General features: G+C 40.7%; 18 protein-coding genes and 1 pseudogene. 8 read left to right on the forward strand and 11 right to left on the reverse strand.

All coding sequences use genetic code 11. The features are described from left to right. Positions 1-115: 115 nt before the first annotated feature. A complete protein-coding gene (locus QFZ28_RS05880; RefSeq protein ID WP_307193783.1) occupies positions 116-1168 on the forward strand; it encodes an NAD(P)/FAD-dependent oxidoreductase in 1053 nt (350 codons plus the stop codon). A 79-nt stretch (positions 1169-1247) separates the two neighbouring features. Here the strand turns inward: QFZ28_RS05880 and QFZ28_RS05885 are convergent, their stop codons facing one another. Then, entirely contained in the window at positions 1248-1475 is a 228-nt protein-coding gene (locus tag QFZ28_RS05885) for a hypothetical protein (RefSeq protein WP_307193784.1), read from the reverse strand. 135 nt (positions 1476-1610) lie between these two features. After that, positions 1611-3956: a DUF4084 domain-containing protein gene (locus tag QFZ28_RS05890; protein ID WP_307193785.1), complete on the reverse strand. Its 2346-nt coding sequence runs from the start codon at positions 3954-3956 to the stop codon at positions 1611-1613. Positions 3957-4119: 163 nt separating this feature from the next. Here QFZ28_RS05890 and QFZ28_RS05895 point away from each other — a divergent pair, with 163 nt between their 5' ends. Together QFZ28_RS05895 and msrA are read left to right on the forward strand one after the other, a co-directional pair. Next, positions 4120-5082, forward strand: a complete 963-nt coding sequence (locus tag QFZ28_RS05895) for a 2-hydroxyacid dehydrogenase (protein WP_307193786.1) — start codon at positions 4120-4122, stop codon at positions 5080-5082. A gap of 347 nt (positions 5083-5429) precedes the next feature. After that, positions 5430-6377: a peptide-methionine (S)-S-oxide reductase MsrA gene (gene msrA / locus QFZ28_RS05900; protein ID WP_307193787.1), complete on the forward strand. Its 948-nt coding sequence runs from the start codon at positions 5430-5432 to the stop codon at positions 6375-6377. 14 nt (positions 6378-6391) lie between these two features. On the opposite strand, the gene QFZ28_RS05905 is transcribed toward msrA, so the two are convergent. The 8 genes and pseudogenes from QFZ28_RS05905 to QFZ28_RS05940 form a co-directional block, all read right to left on the reverse strand. Further along, the gene (locus QFZ28_RS05905) at positions 6392-7045 is read right to left on the reverse strand and encodes an MOSC domain-containing protein (RefSeq protein ID WP_307193788.1); all 654 of its coding nucleotides are present in this window, start codon (positions 7043-7045) and stop codon (positions 6392-6394) included. Between the two features lie 67 nt (positions 7046-7112). Continuing rightward, positions 7113-8342 carry an ATP-binding protein gene (locus tag QFZ28_RS05910; protein ID WP_307193789.1) on the reverse strand — a complete coding sequence of 410 codons (1230 nt, stop codon included), beginning with the start codon at positions 8340-8342 and terminating at the stop codon, positions 7113-7115. A 122-nt stretch (positions 8343-8464) separates the two neighbouring features. Further along, positions 8465-8638 (reverse strand): annotated as a pseudogene (locus QFZ28_RS05915) (SPOR domain-containing protein); the annotation flags it as partial. Between the two features lie 98 nt (positions 8639-8736). Beyond that, positions 8737-9645 (reverse strand): DMT family transporter, encoded by a 909-nt coding sequence (locus QFZ28_RS05920; protein WP_307193790.1) that lies wholly within the window; start codon positions 9643-9645, stop codon positions 8737-8739. Positions 9646-9934: 289 nt separating this feature from the next. Then, positions 9935-11143: an aminotransferase gene (locus QFZ28_RS05925; RefSeq protein WP_307196959.1), complete on the reverse strand. Its 1209-nt coding sequence runs from the start codon at positions 11141-11143 to the stop codon at positions 9935-9937. Continuing rightward, positions 11143-11646: an Lrp/AsnC family transcriptional regulator gene (locus tag QFZ28_RS05930; protein ID WP_307193791.1), complete on the reverse strand. Its 504-nt coding sequence runs from the start codon at positions 11644-11646 to the stop codon at positions 11143-11145. Before QFZ28_RS05930 ends, QFZ28_RS05925 begins: the two co-directional genes overlap by 1 nt. A 142-nt stretch (positions 11647-11788) precedes the next feature. Then, a complete protein-coding gene (locus QFZ28_RS05935) occupies positions 11789-12316 on the reverse strand; it encodes an NUDIX hydrolase (protein ID WP_307193792.1) in 528 nt (175 codons plus the stop codon). Between the two features lie 85 nt (positions 12317-12401). After that, the gene (locus QFZ28_RS05940; protein WP_307193793.1) at positions 12402-12824 is read right to left on the reverse strand and encodes a VanZ family protein; all 423 of its coding nucleotides are present in this window, start codon (positions 12822-12824) and stop codon (positions 12402-12404) included. A 122-nt stretch (positions 12825-12946) separates the two neighbouring features. Here QFZ28_RS05940 and QFZ28_RS05945 point away from each other — a divergent pair, with 122 nt between their 5' ends. The 3 genes from QFZ28_RS05945 to QFZ28_RS05955 all read left to right on the forward strand — a co-directional run bounded on the left by QFZ28_RS05945 (position 12947) and on the right by QFZ28_RS05955 (position 14711). Next, positions 12947-13336, forward strand: coding sequence for a VOC family protein (locus QFZ28_RS05945; RefSeq protein ID WP_307193794.1), 390 nt, complete (start codon positions 12947-12949; stop codon positions 13334-13336). 41 nt (positions 13337-13377) lie between these two features. After that, positions 13378-14274: a GNAT family N-acetyltransferase gene (locus QFZ28_RS05950; RefSeq protein WP_307193795.1), complete on the forward strand. Its 897-nt coding sequence runs from the start codon at positions 13378-13380 to the stop codon at positions 14272-14274. A 143-nt stretch (positions 14275-14417) separates the two neighbouring features. Beyond that, positions 14418-14711, forward strand: coding sequence for a hypothetical protein (locus QFZ28_RS05955; RefSeq protein WP_179595127.1), 294 nt, complete (start codon positions 14418-14420; stop codon positions 14709-14711). A gap of 79 nt (positions 14712-14790) precedes the next feature. Here the strand turns inward: QFZ28_RS05955 and QFZ28_RS05960 are convergent, their stop codons facing one another. Further along, positions 14791-15471: a TetR/AcrR family transcriptional regulator gene (locus tag QFZ28_RS05960; protein ID WP_307193796.1), complete on the reverse strand. Its 681-nt coding sequence runs from the start codon at positions 15469-15471 to the stop codon at positions 14791-14793. Positions 15472-15650: 179 nt separating this feature from the next. Here QFZ28_RS05960 and QFZ28_RS05965 point away from each other — a divergent pair, with 179 nt between their 5' ends. Both QFZ28_RS05965 and QFZ28_RS05970 read left to right on the forward strand, forming a co-directional pair. Beyond that, positions 15651-17189, forward strand: coding sequence for a BCCT family transporter (locus tag QFZ28_RS05965; protein ID WP_307193797.1), 1539 nt, complete (start codon positions 15651-15653; stop codon positions 17187-17189). A 45-nt stretch (positions 17190-17234) separates the two neighbouring features. Then, positions 17235-19283 carry a CocE/NonD family hydrolase gene (locus QFZ28_RS05970; protein WP_307193798.1) on the forward strand — a complete coding sequence of 683 codons (2049 nt, stop codon included), beginning with the start codon at positions 17235-17237 and terminating at the stop codon, positions 19281-19283. Positions 19284-19319: the final 36 nt, after the last annotated feature.

Below are 19319 nucleotides of genomic sequence, written 5' to 3' on the forward strand. Positions count from 1 at the left end.
TCGACAAATTTTGTAGCCACAGAATTTTCAAAAATACCTATTGTAAATCGAAGGAAAATCCATTACTCTTATTGATAATGATAATCAATTACAGTTGGTTAGGGAGTGGACGGAAATGGAACAACAAGAATTGTTTGATGTGACGGTTATTGGCGGTGGACCCGCAGGCCTTTATTCCACCTTTTATAGTGGACTCCGGGAAATGAAAACAAAGGTCATTGAATATCAACCGCAATTAGGCGGAAAGATTCATGTCTATCCAGAAAAAATGATCTGGGATGTGGGAGGTTTAACACCAATTACGGGAGCAAAATTAATGGAACAGCTTGTTGAACAGGCGTTAACCTTTAGTCCAACACTTGTTTTGAATGAAAAAGTAGAGTCGATTGCTCGTAATGAAGAAGGAATCTTTGTTTTAACAGGGTCTTCAGGTCAAAAGCATTACTCAAAAACAGTGATTGTCGCGATTGGCAGCGGCATTTTAAATCCGCAAAAGCTAAATATTGAAGGTGCAGAGAGGTTTGAAGTATCAAATTTACATTACACTGTTAAATCCTTTGCACAATTTAAGGATAAGACGGTAATCATATCAGGCGGCGGGAATTCTGCTGTAGATTGGGCCAATGAATTAGAATCAATTGCGAAAAAGGTCTATTTAACCTATCGAAAAGAGGAATTGGGGGGGCATGGACAAGAAGCACAGGCAACAAAGCTGCTTGAAAGCTCAGTAGAATGTTTCTTTCAATCTTCGATTACCAAGTTAATTGCCAATGGAGACCGCGATGAAATCGCCACCGTGGAATTAACGAACCACGAAACAGGTGAGGTATCATATTTGGCAGTAGATGAAGTGGTGATTAGTCATGGGTATGAACAGGACGCAACTCTATTGGAAAATAGTGAATTGACTATTGATAGGGTAGATAATTATTATATCGCCGGAAACGCAACAAGCGAATCCTCCATTGAGGGTCTTTATGCCGCAGGGGATATCCTTATGTACGAGGGGAAAATCAATCTCATCGCCGGTGCCTTTCAGGATGCGGCAAATGCAGTAAACAAAGCGAAGAAGTTTATTCAGCCGGATGCTGCTAAAGTCGCGATGGTTTCTTCCCACAATGAGGCTTTTAAAGAGCGTAATAAGGAATTAATCAAGCAAATGATATAAATTAGGTGGACTGATGTCCACCTTTATTTTATTAGCATCGCAATTAAAAAAGCTGATTGGGGTCTCAATCAGCAACGTGTTAAATTTGCTTTTTTACATCTTCTCTAATGGATTCAATAAGGGTATCTGATAAATTAGCCGGCAGGGATGTGCCATCTGTATATACCCAAGCATTAATGATTTCCAGGTCTGCTTTTTTAAACGTAATGCTGTAATTCGTTTGATTGTGGGTAAACTCTGCTGTTACATATTCCTCACTATCAAAATCATCATCAATAATCATGTTGGTTATCTCATACGGCTTCACAATACAGTCTCCTTTTAACATACGATAAAAATAGTGTTTGCTAAAAAGGAAGGTTTATACACAAATTGAGCGAAACAGGCACTGTCCACCTATGGTGGACAGTGCCTGTCACCGTCAAAAGGAACTTTAAATGAATTATGAGATTTTTGCTGGCGTTTTATTTTCAATCAGGGCACTTACTTGCATAACTGTTAATGGTTTGCTGTACAAGTCACCTTGAACAACATCACAATGGTGTTCTCTTAGGAATAACAGCTGGTCGTTACTCTCAATTCCTTCCGCAATCACAGATAATCCCAGGCTGTGGCCTATGTAAATAATCGTTTCTACTAAGGCTTTGTCTTTTTGACCACCCATAATATCTTGGATAAATGGTTTTGGAATTTTTAAGGTGTTAATTGGAAACCTTTTAAGATACATTAAGGAGGAATATCCTGTACCGAAGTCATCAATGGATATTCTCACGCCCAAATCCCGCAGTGTCTGCATTTTTTTTATAGCTGCTTCCGCGTCCGTAAAAGCCACGCCTTCGGTAATTTCTAACTCTAAATAATTAGGATTAAAGCCAGATGTCTTTAAAGCCTTAATGACCATTTCAACCAAATTTTCGTGAAGGAATTGAACAGGAGAAAGGTTTACAGCAATTTTTAAGGCGCTTTGACCATTATCATGCCAGGCTTTTCCCTGCATACAAGCAGATTTTAGGACCCATTCCCCAATAGGAATAATCAAACCCGACTCTTCGGCAACCGGTATAAATTGATTTGGAGATACCATACCTGCTTCCATTGTATTCCACCGAAGTAATGCTTCTACTCCGACAATTTCCCCCGTTTGTAAACTTACCTGTGGTTGATAATTTAAAACAAATTCATTGTTTTTTAGCGCCTTTCGCAGCCCGTTTTCGAGTGCCATTTTTCTTGAAATACTTTTATTCATATCCATAGTAAAGAATTTGTAGTTATCTCTTCCCTCTTCCTTGGCGCGATACATGGCCATGTCTGCATTCTTCATTAGTTCTTCGGTGTTTTTTCCATCACTTGGGTAAAAAGCAATCCCGATACTCATGGAGACATGTAGTTCTTGACCTTGAATCGTAATCGGTTTTGCCACAATCGATCGAATTCGTTCTACTAATGGGATGACATCCTCTTCCGTACGGATCCGATTTAAAAGAACAGTAAATTCATCTCCGCCTTGCCGAGAAATTGTATCGATTTTCCGAACACTTTTAGCCATTTCTTTGGTAACATGCTTTAATAGTAAGTCGCCAAATTCATGACCTAGTGTATCATTAATATTTTTAAACCGGTCTAAATCGATAAAGATTACCGCTAGTTTATAATGATTGCGTTTCGCCTCATCCATTGCCGTTTTCAGCCGTTCCAAAAACATCCTTCTATTTGGCAGCCCGCTTAGTACATCATGGTAGGCCATATGTTTCATTTTCCGTGCTGCGGAAAGAAGCTGCTGGTTTTTAAAGCTTAGTTCCTCTGTCCTTTCCCCAATTTTCAGCTCTAATTCCTCTGTTAGTTCATGATATTTACCCAGCAATGTTTGATTTTCAAAGGAGGCAATGATGTGACGTACCATCAGCAAAAGAAACGCTGCTGCTGAACCAATCATTAAACTTTTTGAATCATGAGTGTAAAAGGTCATAACCATAAATAAAAGGATTACGCTTATATAAGGCAATAATAATCGTAGAGTAATAGAATCTCTTAAAGTCTTATTTTTCTTTACAGGAGATACATCTTCATTACTTATCGCAAGTGTCCCTGCAATCCCCATTAATAAAGGTGAAAGTGACCATAACGGAAGAAATAAACTTTCTGAAAAAGGGATATTCATTATCGTAAAAATAAGATAGGAAGAGTCTGCAATCACTTGAATCAATAAACTTGAAAGTATTACAATATTGGAAAGGGATAATTTCCCAAAATCAAAATAGAAAATCAGGGCACCGAAAAGTAGGATTAAATCCCCGATTGGAATTCCTATAAATAAATTTTGAGTTAAGATATCATGCATGATGAAATGCCAGCTAAATGCAATAGCTGCAGTCATAATAATACTAGTATCAAAGGTAAATTTTATAAGATTGCGGTTTACATCTTTCGTTTGAATTTTGTAAATAAACGCCATAACAAAACATACGATTTGAATGATATAGAAGAGATGATTCCATTCAAAAGACAGAAGTTCTTTTTGTAAAAAATAACGGCTTGTGAGCGTAACCATAAAGTTGAAAAAACATCCAAGCGAAAAAAAAAGCCATAGGTAATTACGGTTCGTTTTCTGTCTTCGATAAACGAAAAGTAGAATAATAGATGAAGTTAGAGGGGCAGCTAGTACAAATAGATTCTCCCCAGTTGTATTGACAACATCGTTACTTTTCCAGAAGTAAAGCAAGATATAAAAGCCCAGAGTATGTAAAAGTGTATAGTAAATATATAGCTTTTTTCTAACCAACCAATCCATCCATGACACTCCTATGAGAAATCAGATATATTTCCATTTTACTTGAATAAAAGTAAGGCTATTTTACCATGTAGCAGTGCAGGAGGTTGTCGAAAAATGTCAGAATAAGTAGCATTTGTTTATTTTTACCATTAACATGAGAATATAGGGAGTGAATACGAAGTTGAAACCAAAAATATACATAACTCGGAAGTTGCCGGACCCGATTGTTACAAGGTTAGCAGAAGTTTGTGAGATAAAAATGTGGGAGAAAGAAGAAGAACCCGTTCCTAGAGAGATCCTTGAAAAGGAGATTCAGGATGTGGAAGGTCTTTACTGTTTATTAACGGAGAGAATTGACAAACCCCTTCTAAATATGGGAACAAAATTGAAAATTGTTAGTAATATGGCGGTTGGCTATAACAATATTGATGTGGCTGCAGCAACAGAAAAGGGGATTATGGTCACCAATACACCCGGGGTATTAACAGAGACGACTGCGGATTTAACCTTTGCGCTGCTAATGGCAACAAGCAGGAGATTGGTAGAAGCCTCCCATTATCTGCGTGAGGGGAAGTGGAAAACCTGGTCGCCAATGCAACTAACTGGGCAGGATATATATGGCGCGACCTTGGGAATCTTCGGATTGGGCAGGATTGGAGAGGCGCTCGCCAAAAGAGCAAAAGGATTTGATATGAAAGTTTACTATCATAACCGTTCACGAAAGGTTGAAGTCGAGGAGGTACTTGGTATTAAGTACGTAGATAAAGAAAAATTACTACGGGAATCTGACTTCATATGTGTGTTAATGCCTTTTACACCAGAAACGAAGAATTATATTGGTGCTGCAGAGTTATCACTTATGAAGCAGTCTGCTGTCTTGGTTAATACTGCCCGCGGAGGGATTGTTGACGAAGAGGCCCTTTATGACGCCTTGAAGAATGGGGATATTTGGGGCGCCGGCATCGATGTATTTGAAGAAGAGCCGGTGAAGACAAACCACCCGCTGCTTAGCCTTCCAAATGTTGTTGCCCTGCCACACATCGGCAGTGCTAGTGTGAACACCAGACTAAAAATGGCGTTACTCGCTGCAGAAAATTTACTGCAAGGTCTTCAGGGCGAAACACCGAAACATTTAGTGAATTGATAAGGACTTAATAGAAAAAGGTTAGGATCCTCCTAACCTCTTCCATTTATTGCTCTAATAGCCATTTGGTAACTGTTTTAGACTCATCTTCTGATAATAGTCCGCCCGGCATCATGCCGACCCCATCATTCAGTAATTTCAGCATCTCCTCATTGCGGATGGCTGGGTTTAGTTGCGGATTGCAGGAATTGGTTGCGGATAGGCTGGATTTAGTTGCGGATTGCAGGAATTAGTTGCGGATAGCGAGAAATACTTGCGGATAGCAGAAAATACTGGCGGATGGCAAGAAATACTGGCGGATGGCGCAGAATACTGGGAGATAGCAGAAAATACAAGGAGTTGGTCCAATGACGGAAGTCGTAACGTTTGCGGGTGGTTGTTTTTGGTGTATGGTATCGCCGTTTGATGAGCAGCCTGGAATCAAAGAAGTGATTTCAGGTTATACAGGCGGACATAAGGAAAACCCGACCTATGAGGAGGTTTGCTCGGATACTACGGGGCATTATGAAGCGGTACAAATTACATTTAACCCTGACATCTTTCCCTATAAAAAATTGCTGGAGATATTCTGGCAGCAAATTGACCCAACGGATGAGGGCGGACAATTTAATGATCGCGGTTTATCGTATCGGACGGCGATCTTTTATCACACTGAAGAACAAAGGATAATGGCAGAAGACTCAAGGGCAGAGCTCGCTGCAAGTGGACGTTTTCAAAAGCCGATTGTCACACAAATCCTGCCCGCTGGTCCCTTTTATCGAGCAGAGGAACAACATCAGGACTATTATAAAAAAATGCCTTTTCACTATAATCATTATCGTGAGGGTTCAGGCAGGGCAAAATTCATACGTGAAAACTGGAAAAGGCGTAAAAGTGATGAGGAATTAAGAAAAGAATTAACTCCGATTCAATATGAGGTCACTAGGAAAAATGCAACCGAGCCACCATTCAAAAATGAATATTGGAATAACACAGAAGAAGGAATTTATGTCGATATCATTTCGGGTGAGCCGCTTTTCAGTTCACTTGACCAATATGACGCAGGCTGCGGATGGCCAAGCTTTACGAAGCCGCTAAGGCGATATGAATTGGAGGAAAGGTTCGATACTTCCCATGGAATGAGGCGGATTGAGGTTCGCAGCAAAACATCTGATTCCCATCTTGGGCATGTGTTTGATGATGGACCCGGTCCGGACCGTGCCAGGTATTGTATTAACTCGGCCGCACTCCGGTTTGTGTCTAAAGATAAACTTAAAGAACAAGGCTATGGACAGTTTTTAAAACTGTTTACGTAATGAACTCCCAGGGCTTAGCCTGGGAGTTTTTCAATCTTCTCAAGGAGATACTTTTTCCATTTAGGTGCCAACTCTTCAATCCCCACTATTTTTTCAATCACTTCAACGGATGGTGAGGGGTCATGGAAATAGAGATGATGGATAGACGAGACGGTAATTTGCTCAGGATGGGAATCCAACTTTTTAATCTGAGAATCTGCTGTTATTTTTCCTTCTTCCAGCACTCTGAAAAAATACCCGGTATACCCAGTTTCCACGATTCTTTTTAATAAAAGGTTATTATTATTCCGTTTATTGATGGTGGAGCAAGGATACCGGCCTTGAGAAACCTGCAGTACGGCCTCGCCAATCTGAAAGATATCTCCAATACAAACCTGATCTTCTCTCATACCAATAGGAGTTAAATTTTCCCCGAATGCAGAAGGCTCCAATGTTTTTCCAAAGACACTTTCCCAATGTGCATAATGCTCAAAGGGATATACGCAGACAACACGGTCTGAACCGCCATGATACTCAGGATTGGCCACCTGATCGCCATTTATCTGATCAAAACCCACAAACAGCTCTTCACATTGTTCTTTCCAGATTCCGGACTCGTAAGCCTCATCCTTATAAACCATATTTTTAGGCAAACCCTTACTTAGATAAATAATTTCTCTATTGTCCAAAGCTCTCCGCCTCCTTGTCAATTATTTTACTACAAAATAAAGAAACCCTCATAAACTTGAGAGTTCCCTAAGTAAGACTAAAGACTCGCTGGGTAATGGTTGGTAAAATAATTTCGATTGTCGTTCCTTGATTTACTTCACTATCAATCGTTAATTGACCATTATGGCTTTCAATAATTTTATAACACGTCATAAGGCCGAGGCCCGTTCCCTTTTCTTTTGTCGTATAAAAAGGTTCACCGAGGGTCGGAATTCGGTCCTTTGGAATACCAATCCCCTGATCGATAATTTGAATAGAAATTTTCCCTTCTTCCTTTGCCTTAACCTTTACATCTATATTTCCGCCGGTAGGCATAGCTTCTATTGCATTCTTTAGCAGGTTTAGAAAGACCTGTTTTAATTGGTTTTCTTCACAGCTTATTTTGGGTAAATCACATTCAAATTCTACGAAGATCTGGACATTGTTTAAGATAGATTGCGTATTAATTAAGGTTACAACATCTTTAATTAATTCTTTTACATCTTTTTCGGCAAAAACAGCAGCGGTTGGTTTTGCGAGTACAAGAAATTCTCCGACGATGTTATTGATTCTGTCAAGCTCTGATAACACAATATCATAGTATTCTTCCTTATGTGTCGAGCTTTTGAATAATTGAATGAAGCCTTTAATGGAGGTAAGTGGATTTCTGATTTCATGGGCTATACCTGCGGCCATTTGACCGAGTAGTGCCAATTTCTCAGATTTTTGGAGGAGTTGTTCCGTTTGTTCTTTTCTTTTTGTGATATCATTTCCGATTGATAAGACAGCTTCTTTTCCACCAAATGTAATGGACAAGGAAGAGCCTTCAAAGACAAATACAGATCCATCCAATTTTTTAAATTTGTATTCAATGTTGTTTAATGGGTGTACTTCTTTTTTTACTTGTTTCAAACGTTCTTCAAGTCTATCCTTATAGTCCGGAAAAAGATAATTATAAAGAGAGGTTCCTATAACGTCTTCCTTACGTTTTGCGCCTATCATCGTGACGGCCGCTTTATTTACATAAACTACCTTTTTATCTTGGTGAATAATGACAGCCTTTGGCAATGAATCTATTAATTGTCTATAGCTTTCTTCACTATCACGCGCTTTTTTCCCAAAGAACCGTACCCGGTCATATTGCCACCCAACCAGCCAGGCAATCGCTGTAAAAATAAGAAAGTCAACGGTAAAAAAACGCTCATGCTCCACAACGGTTTGGAAGCCGGAAAATAGCACCGATATTAACACTAGAGTAATTTGCCCTATTCTATTCATACATTTTCCTCTAATTATCTGAATTTGTTATTATCATATCATGAATGGCTAAAAAATTAATAGAGAATTAGTATAAAAGGCTTATTTATCATGGTCTGGCAGTGGAAAACAAAAGACAAGCTTTATGCTGGCTTTTGATAGTGTTCTCGAGTTTTTTCTGCGTTATCCCTCGTTGAAAAGGAGCCTGCTTGTACCCGGAACCAAGTTTCACCATAAATGTTGGTGGATACAATAAAGGATTGGATTCCTTTTGAACGCAGAAAAGCTACTCGTTTCTGTGCATTTTCCCTAGATTTGAAAGATCCAGCAAATACTCTATTTTATGTGAAGAAGACAGGGGTGTCTACGGACAACCGCCTGTAAAAGTTGAAAAACCCCCTAATGGAGGTTTCATTCAAGTCCCGCTGTTAACGGTTCCTTTAAAATGAATTCTTTTTTGCTGCTGCGTTAAAAAGAAAAACACACCAAGAAGCACAAGCAGTCCACCGGCAATTTGCCAGCTGGCAAGGTGTTCATTTAATAAGATGACTGCCAATATCGTGGCACCCACAGGTTCACCTAGAATACTCATTGAAATAGTTGTAGCATTCACATAGTTTAAGAGCCAGTTATTGATAATGTGGCTAATCGTCGGAACCGTTGCGAGCAAGAGGAAAATTCCCCATTCCTTGGCTGGATAGCCGCCGAAAGCGACTGAGGTGCTAAAATTATAGATTGATAGAACAATCGTTGCAATGAAAAACACACTAAAGCTGTAGATCCAATGGGATACTTTTTTAACAATGCTTTGGCCAATCATCAAGTAACCAACAACCGCAATCACACTTAAGAAGGAAAGGATATCTCCAAGGATGGCGTCCTGACTTAAAGCAAAGTCGCCCCAGCCAATCATCATTGCGCCGATAATGGCGATTCCCATTGTCATCAACGCGGAAGCTGTTGTTCGTTCTTTAAAAAGGAAGTAACCGCCTATTAAAGAGACAATTGGCTGCAAGGCAAGGATGATGGTTGAGCTTGCGACAGTGGTTAATTTTAACGAACCGAACCAAAGCACAAAATGTAAGGCTAAAAATAGGCCTGAAAAAAATAATAAGACCCAATCATTTCTTGTTATTTTTTTAAATTCTTCGCGGTTTTTCCAGACGATAGGAAGCATTAATAAACTTGCTAGCAACATGCGGTACATACTTAAAATCGAAGCAGGTGCGTCAGACCATTTTACAAAGATGGCTGAAAACGATATGGCAATAATAGAAATCGTAAGCGGCAAAACAATAGATCTGGAGTTATCTTGATGGTTCATTTCTATCCTCTTTTCATTTCATAAAATATACAAGAATCTTACCATAAATGCTGCTCTCCAGATACTAACAAAACTCACCAGCCATACATAGGAGGAAATGAATCGGATTGTGTCGATATTTCGGAAGAATGATGTATAATAACGTGGAGAGATGAGGGAAATGGAAAATGAAAGATTAGATAGAATGGAAAACATGCTGCAACTTAACTTCAAAAATTTTTTCCTTCCTTTAAATGAAACCATTATGAAAAACGTCAAGCCCTTAGGGTTGACGTTTTTTTAAAAGTATTTAAATGTTTGTAGATAGCTCTTGGACCGGTTTTCCTTTCGATTCTAATGAGTCCATAAACCGCCCGATTCGTTTTATTGCTTCTTGGAGTTGTTCCATCGAAGTGGCATAGGAGCATCTGATATACCCTTCGCCGCTCTCGCCAAAAGCACTTCCAGGAACAACGGCTACTTTTTCTGCTAGTAAAAGCTCTTCGGCAAATTGTTCCGAGGTCATGCCAGTACTTTTAATAGAAGGGAAGACATAAAACGCCCCACCAGGAGTGTGACAGTCCAACCCGATATTGTTTAACGATTGAACGATGTAATTCCGTCTTCTACGGTAACTTCTTCTCATGCTTTCCACTTCGTGATACGTATTTCGTAAAGCCTCGATCGCACCGTGCTGCAGCATATGAGGTGCACACATCGTCGTGTATTGTAAAATTTTCACCATTTGCTCCGTAAATGGCTTAGGAGCGGCTAAGAAACCTAGTCGCCAGCCTGTCATTGCAAAGCCTTTGGAGAAGCCGTTAATCAAGATTGTTCGGTCGTACATGCCCTCGATGGATGCGAAGCTTGTATATTCTTCATCATAAGTCAGTTCAGCATAAATTTCATCGGAGACCACAAGTAAGTCGTGTTTTTCTACGACCGCTGCAATTTTTGTAAGTTCCTCTTTATTTAAATAGGTTCCCGTCGGGTTATTGGGAGAACAAAGCAAAATGGCTTTTGTTTTAGTCGTAATGGCGTTTTCAATTTGTTCAGGTGTAAGCTTGAAGCCATTACTTGGGTCTGTTGAGACCGGAATTGGTTTCCCGCCTGCCAACGTAACTAATGGTGCATATGAAACGAAAGCCGGTTCAATAATCAGTACCTCGTCACCAGAATTTAGGATGGCGCGGAAGGTCAGGTCAATGGCTTGACTGGCACCGGCCGTTACAATCACCTGGTCGACAGGATTATACTCTACCCCAAACCGCTTGTTTAAGTAGGCTGTGATTTCCTGTCTTAATTCAAGTAAGCCTGGATTCGCAGTGTAAGAAGTATAGCCCTCTTCTAAAGATAAAATGGCTGCTTCCCGAATGCTCCACGGCGTGACAAAATCTGGCTCCCCAACACCTAGGGATATGACACCCTTAATAGAGGCAGCAAGATCAAAAAACTTCCTGATTCCAGATGGTTTTAATTCTTTTACCATTTCAGATAAATAGTGTTGATGTTGTTTCATCATGGTGAAACCACCATCCGACGATCTTTTTCATTGTCTTCGCCAAAAATGACGCCATCATGCTTGTATTTTTTTAACATGAAATGAGTGGTTGTAGAAATCACATTATCGATCGTCGACAGCTTTTCCGAAACAAATCTAGCGATCTCACTCATTGTTTTTCCTTCAATTGTAATCGATAAATCATAGGCACCAGACATAAGGTAAAGAGAAGTAACCTCAGGAAAACGGTAAATCCGTTCCGCTACATCATCAAAGCCAACTCCGCGTTTCGGGGTCACCTTTACATCAATCATCGCGACGATGTTCTCCTTGCCCACCACCTTGCTCCAATCAATCAAAGCAGGATAGCTGACAATGATCTTCTCATCCTCCAACTTCTTAATAATACCCGTAACATCCTCCACACTCGAATTCACCATCAACGCAATATCTTCAACAGGAATCCTATGATTCTCCTCCAGAACCGAAAGAACCTCCAACTCCTCACCAGACAACCTCATACTTAATCCCCCTCATAACGTTCAAATTTAATATTACTATAATACATCATAGTTAGAATAAATAAAATATTTTCTATGGTGCCTGTCACCGCCCGTGGACACTGTCCACCTCAGGCGGACAGTATGAGTCAGGTATTTTCATTTAATCATTCTTTATGAGGTAACGAAGGATAGCTGCGAGTCCGGCTCCGTGTTTGAATTCCCCGCTATTTATTAGCTGTTTTAACTCATTCATTTCAATTGTATGTAAGTCTATTTGTTCGGTCGCTTCTAGCTGCTGTTCTTTTTTAGTCAGGCTGGTTGCAGCAAAAAGGAAAATTTGTTCACTCGTAGATCCCGGGGAGGGGTAGACACTGCCTAAATCTATCCAGCTACTTGCCTGACAGCCTGTTTCTTCCTCAAGTTCTCTTTTTGCTGCCCAAAGAGGGTCTTTGTCTTCAGGGTCTATCGCTCCTGCAGGTAACTCCCATTCCCATTCCTTAACTGCATGACGATATTGCCGAATACAAATGACCTTTCCGTCCTCCGTTATCGGCAGTATACAAACACCCTTTGAAAAATTCACATAAGAGAAATGCATCTCTGTTTGGTTTGGAAGGGTTACATCTTCCTGAATAATCTCAAATCGGTCTACTTGGTCTTTTTGAACTTTGTTGATTTTCCACTCCACAAAACCACACCTCATTTTATTATGTCTAATCTACTTATTTTTGCCTATATAGGGAGGGGAATCAAGAAAAAAGGAAGTGGATTCCTTAATTTTTCAAATTGATTTGTTGGGAACGATTAATCTTAAAGAAACCCGCGATTCCTAATGCCATCAAGATACCTATTAAATCAAATCCAAAATCAAAAGCCCTTCCACCCCGGTTGAAATATAATTGGAGAATCTCGGTTAGAGCCGCAAAGGAAGCCGCCATCGCCAGGATCATCAGATGAGATTTAAACTTCATTAACAACAGAATAGTAAGAACTTGAAAAACGAGTATATGTCCAACCTTTTGCAAAAGGAATTCCTTGCTAAGCTCATAGGGGAGTGGTGACAGGAAATCAGAAAATGTTGGCTGACTCTCCAAACGAAACCTCAGCACACCCAATTGGATTAAATCATGAAAACTGGAGGTACAAGTAAAAATCAAAATGGCTACACACCAAACAAAAATAAACAAACTTCGCATATTTGCGTCCCCCTTTTTTCAACCACAGTTTGAACGATTGAAAGAGGTTTCATACATAAATGAATGTATAAATGGTACAATTTGTATAAATGGTGACAGGCACCATAATAAGGAGGATTTTTATGGCTATTAAGAAGTTGGAGCATGTTGGTGTGATGGTGAGTGATTTGGAGGTTTCGATTGATTTTTATGAGAAGGTGTTAGGGTTGGATTTGCTGGATAGGTTTGCAGCGAATGAATCGACTGGGTTGGCTTTTTTAGGAGATCGTGCTAGTGGACAGGTTATTGTTGAACTTATTTGTGGGAAGGTCAATACTTTTCCTGATGAAGGGAAGGTTCATCATATTGCCTTTACGGTGGACCATATTGAGGAAGAAATTGAACGTCTTAGAAGTTTGAAGGTACATTTTACAAATGATGCATTTTCTACTTTGGCAAATGGAAGCAAATATATTTTCTTTAAGGGTCCAGATGGGGAGACTCTGGAGTTATTTCAGCCTGCATCCGAATAGAATAGAATAGAATAGAATGAGTGAATAGGAGGGGGCCAAAGGTGAGAGTAGAAGGCTTAGAAAAAGAGAAAGTCCTCGACTTTGTTGCTTATTGTAAGAAGCATAGAAATGAAATTGATGACTCCTATTTGTATGATTCAGATTTATTGGAGTTTGAGATAAGGGATGAAAATCCTACATATCTTGCAATAAATCAGCAGGATGAAATAATCGGAGTGGCTTCGCTGGTCATGGATGATTATCATAATCGTGGAAAAAGGGCTCGGTTTCGGATTTTTCATTGTAAAACACAAGATATTCAATGCTATCAACAGCTGCTTGAGGCAGTTTTAAAACATACTGCTGGCCTAGATAAAGTTTTTCTGTTTATCCCTGTAGTTAACAGTAAATTAATTGAGATGGTCGAGGGATTAAAGTTTTCTGTGGAAAGATATGCTTTCCTGCTTGTAAGAGAGGATCTAGACGTACCAGAAATCCATTTTCCAGAGGGTTACGAGCTCAGAACTTTCCGTCCACGGCAGGATGAAAATAATTGGTTAACGGTACGAAATATTGCTTTTTCAACACTTAAAGGCAGTGAAACACCTCTTACGACTGAGGGTGTAAAAAAGCTGCTAACCTATGATGATTACCTTGAAGGAGGTATGATGGTTCTTTTCTATCAGGAAAAACCAGTTGGTGTGATTAGAGGAGCGCATGATGAATATGACGGGGCACCTATTATGAACATAGGTCCTGTCGCTATTTTGCCTGAGTATCAAGGCCGCGGATTAGGAAGAAGCCTGCTGAGAGCTTCTTTAAGGTTTGCCAAGGAAAAAGGATATAAACGCACTATCCTTAGTGTAAACGGAGAGAATGATCGGGCACAGGCGCTATATATTCAGGAAGGCTTTAAACAGGTAGAGGCGGTTGTCTGTTATCAATACTTTTTACGATAGGTGACGAAGGTGTTTTCTCATTTGCCAAAGGGAAAATGCCTTTTTTCTATTAAAACGGATTTATTCTTAAAAATATTTATTTATTTTGTACGTTCCACATCCCCAGAAATTCCATATGCTTTAGTAATAAGGGGTGAAATGTAATGAAAAAAGACCAATTTGACGCTGAAACACTTAAGCACATAAGGAGCAGACTGGATACAGTTTATGCCATTGCAAAGAAAAATTACAATGACAACCCTGAATTGATGGACACAATCGAGAGTTTGGCTCAAATCGCCATTATGTTTACGAATATTAAACTACAAGAGGTTAACGATCACGAAGAAACTGCCAGCCCTCAGGGGTACATCCTTTCAAAACTGTCACACTCGTACTCGAGAATGACAGAGTATGAAAAACAAAAGATAAAAGACTTTCCAAAATGGAAACTGTAAAAAGTAAAGAGAGAAGTGCTAAGCACTTCTCTTTTTACTTGAAATAAAATAAATTAGGCCTGTCACCTGACCCATGAGGTCAACCCAAAAACGGTTTTTGAAAGTCAAATAGGTGTTGATTCCGGACGATTTCATTTATATAATTCATGGTTATTTTTTCGGCTGCTTCGATGTCAAGGTGTGTCCGGTTGTTTAGGATATTTGACAGCATTCCTTGCCAGATTAGTATAGTTAGTTCATTGATGGCATTGATATTTTCTTCTTTTATATTGCCTTCGCTTGCTGCTGCCTGTAATAAGGTCAGGCCTCGTTTGTTCATATTTCGCTCAAAGAGAATCGGTTTTAATCCTTCTGGGATGTTAATTAAATCGTTTGGATAAAGCTTATAGTATTCTGTTAATAAATCTTCGGGGTGTTCACCTAAATCCATAATAAAAATTGCATGGAAGATTTGCGGTGATTTAAAGGAATGCTTACAAAAACATTCCCAGGCCAATAGATATTTATCGATTGGACTTTTCCCCTTCTCCATATAGACAGCGACTTCATCTGTATATGTTTTCAAAAACTTCATCGAAGCAAAAAAGATTAAATGGGAAAGTTCGGTGAAATAGTTATAAATCGTGGCGCTATTATAGCCTGCCCGGTCCGCTACTTTCCTAATTGTAATCTTATCAATGCCTTCTTCCTCGATAATTTCAGCGGTTGCATCAACAAAATATTTCCACATCCGGCTCATCTGAATTTCTTTTTTTTTCATACTAATCTCCTCTTCGAAAACTTTTATTATATATTGAATTTTTAAAAAATTCACATTGTCAGAAAATAACTTGCATGGTAAGATAATCATAGTTATAAAATAATCATGATTAGTAAATCAATCATATCATGAAAAGGGGAAAGTTGGAAAATATTTTTATTAAAAAGGGGTTGAGGTAGTTGGATAAGGTAAAAATTGATCCGGTCGTTTTTTGGTCATCTTTGATTGTGATTGTTGTTGCCACTTTGTTGTTGGTTGTTAACCGCGAAACGGCAGAACCAGTGTTAAGCAGCTTAATGTCAGATATCACCTTTAAATTGGATTGGGCTTTTCAATTATTAACCGTAGGTTTATTCATTGTCCTGATTTGGCTGATTTTTGGCCGCTATGGAAAAATTAAACTGGGTGAAGGGAAGCCTGAATTTTCTTCCTTTAGTTGGGGAGCTATGCTGTTTTGTGCTGGGATGGGAACCAGTATCATGTTCTGGTCTATTATGGAACCAATCTACTATTATATCGGACCGCCATTTGGGATTGAAGCGAATTCCAATGAAGCTGCAGAATGGGCAGTTACATATGGTTTGTTCCATTGGGGGATTTCGGCATGGTCGCTATACGCCTTGCCTACTGTTACGATTGCCTATTCCTTTTTTGTAAAAAAGCAACATTCGTTAAAAATCAGTACGGCCTGCCGCGGAGCACTTGGTAAATATGCGGATGGCTGGGTTGGGAAAATCATTGATATCCTGGTGATTTGGAGCCTGGTCGGCGGTCTTGGTACTTCTTTAGGGTTAGGTGTTCCGATGATTTCTGCCGTGATTGGTGAAATTTTTGGAATGGAACAATCGCTAGGTTTAAGTATCATCATCATCTTAATCTGGACAGTGATTTACTGTTCCAGTGCCTATTTGGGACTTTATAAAGGTATTAGAAAATTGAGCGATATCAACGTTTACCTTGCATTAGCACTTGCATTATTCGTTCTGATTGCTGGTCCAACACTCTTCATTTTATCCTATTTTACAAACAGTTTAGGCTTAATGCTTCAAAATATTGTCCAAATGAGCTTCTATACGGATCCGATTAATAAAGGCGGCTTCCCGCAAGCATGGACCGTGTTCTATTGGGCTTGGTTTGCAGCGACAGCTCCATTTATGGGCTTATTCGTTGCCCGAATCTCAAAAGGCAGGACGATTCGAGAATTAATCAGCTCCGTTCTTTTATGGGGTTCATTAGGAAGCTGGCTCTATTTTGCTGTCTTTGGCGGTTATTCTATGCATCTGCAATTAAATGACATTCTCCCAATTACACAAATACTAGACGCCGAGGGTGGACCGGCTGTTGTAGTTGAAGTTTTGAAAACGCTGCCAATTAGTACGGTTGTATTGATATTCTTCGTCATCTTAGGATTTATTTTTCTGGCAACATCCTTGGATTCTGCGACTTACATTCTATCAGCCATTGCGACGAAGGAGTTAAAGGATGGGCAAGAGCCTGCCCGCTGGCACAGACTGTTATGGGGAGCAATTTTAGCTGTAATGGCGATTGCCTTACTCATGATTGGCGGTTTAAATGTCATTCAAACCTCATCGGTTATCGTGTCAGTACCTGTAATTATCATTTATATCTTATTAACAGTGTCACTGTTGAGATGGTTGAAGCAAGATCACAAGCAGGTCTCAGCAACGGATAAGGACTTAGAAGAAAAGGCTGGGTGATAGTGGCTATTTTAGAAGGTGTGACAATAGTTTGGAGGTAATAACATGGTTTTTAATGTACGTGATTCATTCCTGAAGATTAAGACTGAATTTCCACGGAAGGTTCGTGAAATTGAGCATGTTTGGATTCCGATGTCAGATGGGTCTAGGCTTGCAGCGCGAATTTGGCTTCCGGAGGATGCAGAGCAGAATCCAGTGCCCGCAATTCTAGAATATCTTCCTTACCGTAAAAATGACTTTACTGCCTTAAGAGACTCAATCCGTCATCCGTATTTTGCAGGTCATGGATATGCCAGTATTCGTGTGGATATCCGTGGTTCTGGTGATTCAGATGGTATTCTGTACGATGAGTATTTGCCACAGGAGCAGGATGATGCGTTAGACGTGTTAACTTGGATTGAGTCACAGCCGTGGTCCACAGGTACTGTTGGAATGATTGGCAAGTCTTGGGGCGGCTTTAATGGACTGCAGGTGGCTGCCCGCCGTCACCCTGCCTTAAAAGCAATCATCACGCTTTGTTCTACGGATGACCGCTACGCAGATGATGTCCATTACATGGGCGGCTGTCTTCTAGCCTCTGATATGCAGTGGTGGGCATCCACTATGCTTGTCTATAATGGCCGGCCGGCTGACCCGATTGTTGTTGGTGAGCAGTGGCGCTCGACTTGGCTGGAACGGCTTGAGAAAACACCGCCATTTGTGGAGGAATGGGTGAAGCACCAGCGTCGCGATGACTATTGGAAACACGGTTCGGTATGTGAAAACTACTCTGATATCACTATTCCTGTTTTTGCAGTCGGCGGCTGGGCTGATGGCTATACCAATGCGATTCTCAGGCTGCTTGAGGGGCTGCCAGGGCCGCGCAAAGGCTTAATTGGACCATGGGCACACGAGTATCCAGAGGTCGCAGTGCCAGGACCGGCAATTGGCTTCCTTCAGGAATGCCTGCGATGGTGGGATCAGTGGCTAAAAGGGATAGATACTGGAATTATGGAGGAACCGATGCTCCGGGCTTGGATGCAGGATTATGTCCCGCCAAAGGTCGATTACCCAGAACGCCCAGGTCGCTGGGTGGCAGAAAATGAATGGCCGTCACCGAATATTGCTCCGGCAGAATTTTGGTTAAAAGGCCAGCAATTACATGAAACTCCTGCAGGTGAAGAGGAGACAATAGTACCAAGCGTACAGACGCACGGACTTTATGCGGGTGTTTGGTGTCCCTTTGGGCAGCCTGGTGATTTAGCCTCCGATCAGCGCTTGGAAAATGGGCTGTCTGTATGCTTTACATCGGAACCGCTTGAATCACCAATGGAGATTCTCGGCTTTCCGGAGGTAACGGTTGAACTGGCGTCTGACAAGCCGAACGCGCTGCTTGCGGTACGTCTATGCGATGTTGCTCCAGACGGGGCAGCAACCTTGGTAAGCTGGGGGCTGCTCAATCTCACTCATCGTGACAGCCATGAGCACCCAACACCTTTGATACCAGGAAAACGTTACAGTGTTAATGTTCGTCTCAATGCAATTGGTCATGTACTTCCAGCTGGACACCGCTGGCAGATTGCATTGTCGCCAAACTACTGGCCGCATGCGTGGCCATCGCCTGAACCTGTCACGTTAAAGGTATTCAGCAATGAGAAAACCCGCCTCATTCTGCCTGTTCGACCACCGCAGGAAAGGGATTATGAACTTCCGGCATTCGGGGTACCTGAGACTGCTGCGGTTTGTGAACGGGAGATTTTACGCGAGGAAAGCCGTACCCGCAAGGTTCACCACGACCTTATAAAAGGTGTATGGGTGCTTGAAGACTTTTCTGATGAAGGTGCACGTCGTCTCTTGGCCAATGGGGTCGAGTATGGAAGCACCAATCGAAATACGTATTCGATTTCTGAGGGTGATCCTTTATCCGCAGAGGTATGCTGTGAGTGGACGTTGGATGTAGGACGCGGCGACTGGCAGACCCGTCTCGAAAGTGTAAGTACGATGAAGGCGGATAAAGAGAGATTTTTTATAACAAATGAATTTACAGCGTTTGAGGGTCAGAAACAGGTTTTCACGAAAAAGTGGAATTCTGAGATCCCGCGAGACTTTGTTTAATAGAGTAATTGAATGATAGGTTTTAAGATGTCCTCT

Source organism: Neobacillus niacini, assembly GCF_030817695.1.
Classification (GTDB): Bacteria; Bacillota; Bacilli; order Bacillales; family Cytobacillaceae; genus Neobacillus; species Neobacillus niacini_F.

Coding starts and splice junctions, on each gene's coding strand:
- QFZ28_RS05940 (WP_307193793.1), bottom strand. CDS start 12,824: ATGCGAAGTTTGTTTATTTTTGTTTGGTGTGTAGCCATTTTGATTTTT.
- QFZ28_RS05910 (WP_307193789.1), bottom strand. CDS start 8,342: ATGAATAGAATAGGGCAAATTACTCTAGTGTTAATATCGGTGCTATTT.
- QFZ28_RS05920 (WP_307193790.1), bottom strand. CDS start 9,645: ATGAACCATCAAGATAACTCCAGATCTATTGTTTTGCCGCTTACGATT.
- msrA (WP_307193787.1), top strand. CDS start 5,430: ATGACGGAAGTCGTAACGTTTGCGGGTGGTTGTTTTTGGTGTATGGTA.
- QFZ28_RS05955 (WP_179595127.1), top strand. CDS start 14,418: ATGAAAAAAGACCAATTTGACGCTGAAACACTTAAGCACATAAGGAGC.
- QFZ28_RS05945 (WP_307193794.1), top strand. CDS start 12,947: ATGGCTATTAAGAAGTTGGAGCATGTTGGTGTGATGGTGAGTGATTTG.
- QFZ28_RS05930 (WP_307193791.1), bottom strand. CDS start 11,646: ATGAGGTTGTCTGGTGAGGAGTTGGAGGTTCTTTCGGTTCTGGAGGAG.
- QFZ28_RS05890 (WP_307193785.1), bottom strand. CDS start 3,956: ATGGATTGGTTGGTTAGAAAAAAGCTATATATTTACTATACACTTTTA.
- QFZ28_RS05925 (WP_307196959.1), bottom strand. CDS start 11,143: ATGAAACAACATCAACACTATTTATCTGAAATGGTAAAAGAATTAAAA.
- QFZ28_RS05880 (WP_307193783.1), top strand. CDS start 116: ATGGAACAACAAGAATTGTTTGATGTGACGGTTATTGGCGGTGGACCC.
- QFZ28_RS05960 (WP_307193796.1), bottom strand. CDS start 15,471: ATGAAAAAAAAAGAAATTCAGATGAGCCGGATGTGGAAATATTTTGTT.
- QFZ28_RS05970 (WP_307193798.1), top strand. CDS start 17,235: ATGGTTTTTAATGTACGTGATTCATTCCTGAAGATTAAGACTGAATTT.